The organism is Gemella bergeri ATCC 700627 (assembly GCF_000469465.1).
GTDB lineage: Bacteria > Bacillota > Bacilli > Staphylococcales > Gemellaceae > Gemella > Gemella bergeri.
Genome location: NZ_KI271873.1, coordinates 1 through 3,455 on the forward strand (window position 1 = coordinate 1; position 3,455 = coordinate 3,455).

Here is a 3,455-nt window from a genome sequence, read left to right on the forward strand (position 1 = left end):
GCCACTTCCCTTCAATCTTTATCCACCCTGTTTTCATATCCCCATTTACAGGATCAAAATAATATTTTTTTTCATCTATATTCCGTAAACCTGTAAGTGCCATAGCATTAAAATAATACCATTTTCCATCTATCTTTTGCCAACCTCTTTTTTGATCCCCATTTACTGGATCATAATAATACCATCCTTTTAATCTCTCATGCTTATCACCATTATCATAATACCAGCCTGTTACCATATATCCTCTTTTATCAAAACGATAAGCTTTTCCTCCAATGTCATATACTCCATCTTTATAATAATGTCCACTTCCCCTATCATACCACCAACCGTTTTCATCTTGTTTCCAATCAGCTCTTGCTTGGTTAGATGTGGGAATTATAATTGATGATAACAATGCAGTACTTAGCAAAACTTTTGCAGTAATCTTAACTACTTTTTTCATTTTTATTTCCTCCTTAAATTTTATTTTATACGCATTAACAGTATCATATTTTACCTACTAAATCAAGTGAAATAAAAAATACCCCCTAAATTATAGGGGGAGTGCTTTACAATAATTTTAACTGCCTATTTATGTAGCCTAAATTATTACCTATTTTACATTTCTTGTTCCAGCCATCGAGGCTATTTATATCGTAATCAGTATCTTCTTTATTATCCCATAATCCGATATTAACTAATATCTCACTGGCTTTCATTAACACAAAATCCTTATCTTCTTTATTGCTTATTTGTTTACCTATTCTAGCAAGGTTGTCTGCTTGTTTTAAGGCTATTTGCATTTGCTCAAGGGGTAGTTTATATTTATCACAATCAAACAGAAAATAATCACTTAATTGCTTACCTAAATTTCTTGCTATTGTATCAGCCACACGATGGTAGATTATTCTAAGCAAGCTACAACTTGACTTATAACTGTTTTCCTTTTTAAAATATTTTAACTCATTTCCGGTTAACACATTTCCGTCATCTAATTTATACAACATTTTATTTACAGTTACTGTTGATATATTTAATTCTTTTGCTAACATATCTACTGTCATTACTGGTACTTTTTTGTAGTATAGGCGTTTTTGTTGGGAAGTCAGATTTCCTTCAAGTTCCTCAATATATTTAATAACCGCACGTCTTACTTTCTTACTTTCTCGAATTAACACTTGCTTAGCTTGTGATGTTGTTAATATATACATTGGGTATTCTCTACCTCGAGAATTAGTATATTTTGACTGGGAAATTTTTCCCAGTGAGATTTCTTCTTCAAATTCATCTCTTATTATCTTTAGTAAATCATTATGTGCAAGTTCTGATTTATTCTGAAATTCTCCTCTAAAAAAATTAATTTGCTTTACTAATTCTAACGATGTAAATTTTTTATTATGATTTTGTAAATTATACATTTTTATCTCCTTAAATTTTAATTTGATAAGAATGTACTCCTATGGTATAATAAATTTAGGAATACTATTCCTATCGGGTAGAAGATTGTAACTTTCTCAGGGTTGAGCAATCTTCTATTTTTTATTTGTCGATTTACTTTTATCACTTTCCATTATTTGTCTATTGATTAATTCCACAATTAGATTTTGAATTGTAGTATCTTTTTCAATTACTAATAATTTCAGCTTTTTATGTAAATCATCTTCTAACCTTATTGTCAGAGTTTTCATCTGTTCACCTCCTAACAACAAACATTATAGCATTTTTGAATGCTAAAAGTCAAGAGTTTTATTTTGTTTTTGTAAATTATAAATTTTTTATTTATTAACCGTTTATAATATGATATAATAGATTTATCAAATCATAACGGTTTGTGTTTGATTAGAGATAAAGGTTTCGACACTACAATCTCTAATCTTTTTTTATTTCTTCGTCGATTTTTTCATTTAACCATTTAGCTTTTGTCAATTTTTTTTCTTTTAATATTTTTTCAAATATTTCTATTTTATTCCTATCAACAGCCACATTGAATTGTTTTCGTGTTTCTCGACGTTTTCTGAAATAATCAGCTCTGCTTTTCATTATCTCACCTCTTTCCTAATTGTTGCAAGCTATATTTATATTATATGTTACACACAACAAAAAATCAACCCTTTTTTTAAAAAAATAAACCTCTATCTTTTTAAGAGAGGTTTACAAATCTAACTTTTGTTGAACAGCTCCTACTTTATCTAAATGAACTTTAGTTATTACATAAGTAGGTTTAATTTTTTCATTATTCGGATAACTTTTTATTTCCATATCCACTTCTAACTTAGTACCATTAGAAAATGATATCTCCCCATCTTTTACTAGTTTAGCAAATTCTTTATCATGAATATCCACATTAACTGTTCTATCAATATGAACAGTCCATTTAGAACTCATATCTAGCGATGGTTTTTTTACTACTACAGTTAGATTATTAATTGTATTTATGATAAATTTTTCATCAGTATCTGTGATTTTTTTTCTTTTAAAATATTCTTTATTCTCATCATTAATAATTGTTTTGCTATTGCTAACACTCTCATATACTTCCAACTCTCGTTTTAACGGTATATCTTCCGCTAACTTTTCAACGGCTTCAAAAGTATCATTACTATCTTTAGAAAAAATTTGAAATATAGGATTATTAATATTTATTTGATCTCCATAAAAATTAGTTATATGTGTCTCGGTTATTTCTTTAGGTGGTTTTCCACGTAGAAAGGAAATTACTTCTAATATTTCTCTAACTAATTTTATAAAAGAACCTGTATTTTCTATTACATGAGGTAATATACTAGCTAAAACATTTATAACAGGTACTATGTGTACTATGAAGCTACCCTTTTCTATGGCAGTAACATTAGTGCTTAATTTGAAATCTTCTCCTAAATCTTTTTTTACACTTAAAAGATACTTAGATATATTATTTAAAAAATTAATAAATTCTTCTATACCAATTTCATTGTTTCCTGTAAATCTAAATGCTAAATACATTTTTTCTTTCTTCATATTTTCACCTCTCTTGCTGTTAGTTTAATCATACTATAAAAGTATGTTGAAAACAATATGTTTCATAATAATTGTTTCACAAACAAAAATAACCCCCGCATTCCTGCAAGGGTTAAAATATTTCTTCCCGTTATTTATTAGCTAATTTTTATTAGCTAACTCAACTTTTATAAGTTTACCACCCGCATTAAAAGTGTAATAAACACCATTCATAAGCAAGACTTTATCTCTTGCTACCGCTCCTCCATCATTAGGATCCATATAATATTGAACTCCATTTACTTTTGTCCATCCTATTTTCATATCACAGTTTACAGGATCAAAATAATACAATTTTTCATTTATATAATTAAAACCTGTAAATGCTTCAGAAATAAAATAATACCATTTCCCATCTATATTCTGCCAACCTGATTTTTCATTACCATTTTCAGGATCAAAATAGTGCCACTTCCCTTCAATCTTTATCCACCCTG

At 28.1% G+C, this 3,455-nt stretch carries 4 protein-coding genes and 2 pseudogenes; all 6 read right to left on the minus strand.

Features of this window, described 5'->3' with window-relative positions:
* Nucleotides 1-445: pseudogene (locus HMPREF1983_RS06760) on the minus strand (hypothetical protein); the annotation flags it as partial.
* A 106-nt stretch (nt 446-551) separates the two neighbouring features.
* The gene (locus HMPREF1983_RS07580; RefSeq protein ID WP_021753564.1) at nt 552-1,400 is read right to left on the minus strand and encodes a hypothetical protein; all 849 of its coding nucleotides are present in this window, start codon (nt 1,398-1,400) and stop codon (nt 552-554) included.
* Nucleotides 1,401-1,514: 114 nt separating this feature from the next.
* Nucleotides 1,515-1,670: a hypothetical protein gene (locus HMPREF1983_RS07820; RefSeq protein WP_159428391.1), complete on the minus strand. Its 156-nt coding sequence runs from the start codon at nt 1,668-1,670 to the stop codon at nt 1,515-1,517.
* A gap of 181 nt (nt 1,671-1,851) precedes the next feature.
* On the minus strand, nt 1,852-2,022 hold the full coding sequence (locus HMPREF1983_RS07825) for a hypothetical protein (protein ID WP_021753566.1): 171 nt from the start codon (nt 2,020-2,022) through the stop codon (nt 1,852-1,854).
* Between the two features lie 111 nt (nt 2,023-2,133).
* Entirely contained in the window at nt 2,134-2,979 is an 846-nt protein-coding gene (locus tag HMPREF1983_RS06770) for an LAPAL motif-containing putative phage structural protein (protein ID WP_021753567.1), read from the minus strand.
* 141 nt (nt 2,980-3,120) lie between these two features.
* Nucleotides 3,121-3,455: pseudogene (locus HMPREF1983_RS06775) on the minus strand (hypothetical protein); the annotation flags it as partial.

What these genes read in the sequence shown, in the direction of transcription:
- HMPREF1983_RS07580 (WP_021753564.1), bottom strand. Translation starts at nt 1,400, where the DNA reads ATGTATAATTTACAAAATCATAATAAAAAATTTACATCGTTAGAATTA.
- HMPREF1983_RS07820 (WP_159428391.1), bottom strand. Translation starts at nt 1,670, where the DNA reads ATGAAAACTCTGACAATAAGGTTAGAAGATGATTTACATAAAAAGCTG.
- HMPREF1983_RS07825 (WP_021753566.1), bottom strand. Translation starts at nt 2,022, where the DNA reads ATGAAAAGCAGAGCTGATTATTTCAGAAAACGTCGAGAAACACGAAAA.
- HMPREF1983_RS06770 (WP_021753567.1), bottom strand. Translation starts at nt 2,979, where the DNA reads ATGAAGAAAGAAAAAATGTATTTAGCATTTAGATTTACAGGAAACAAT.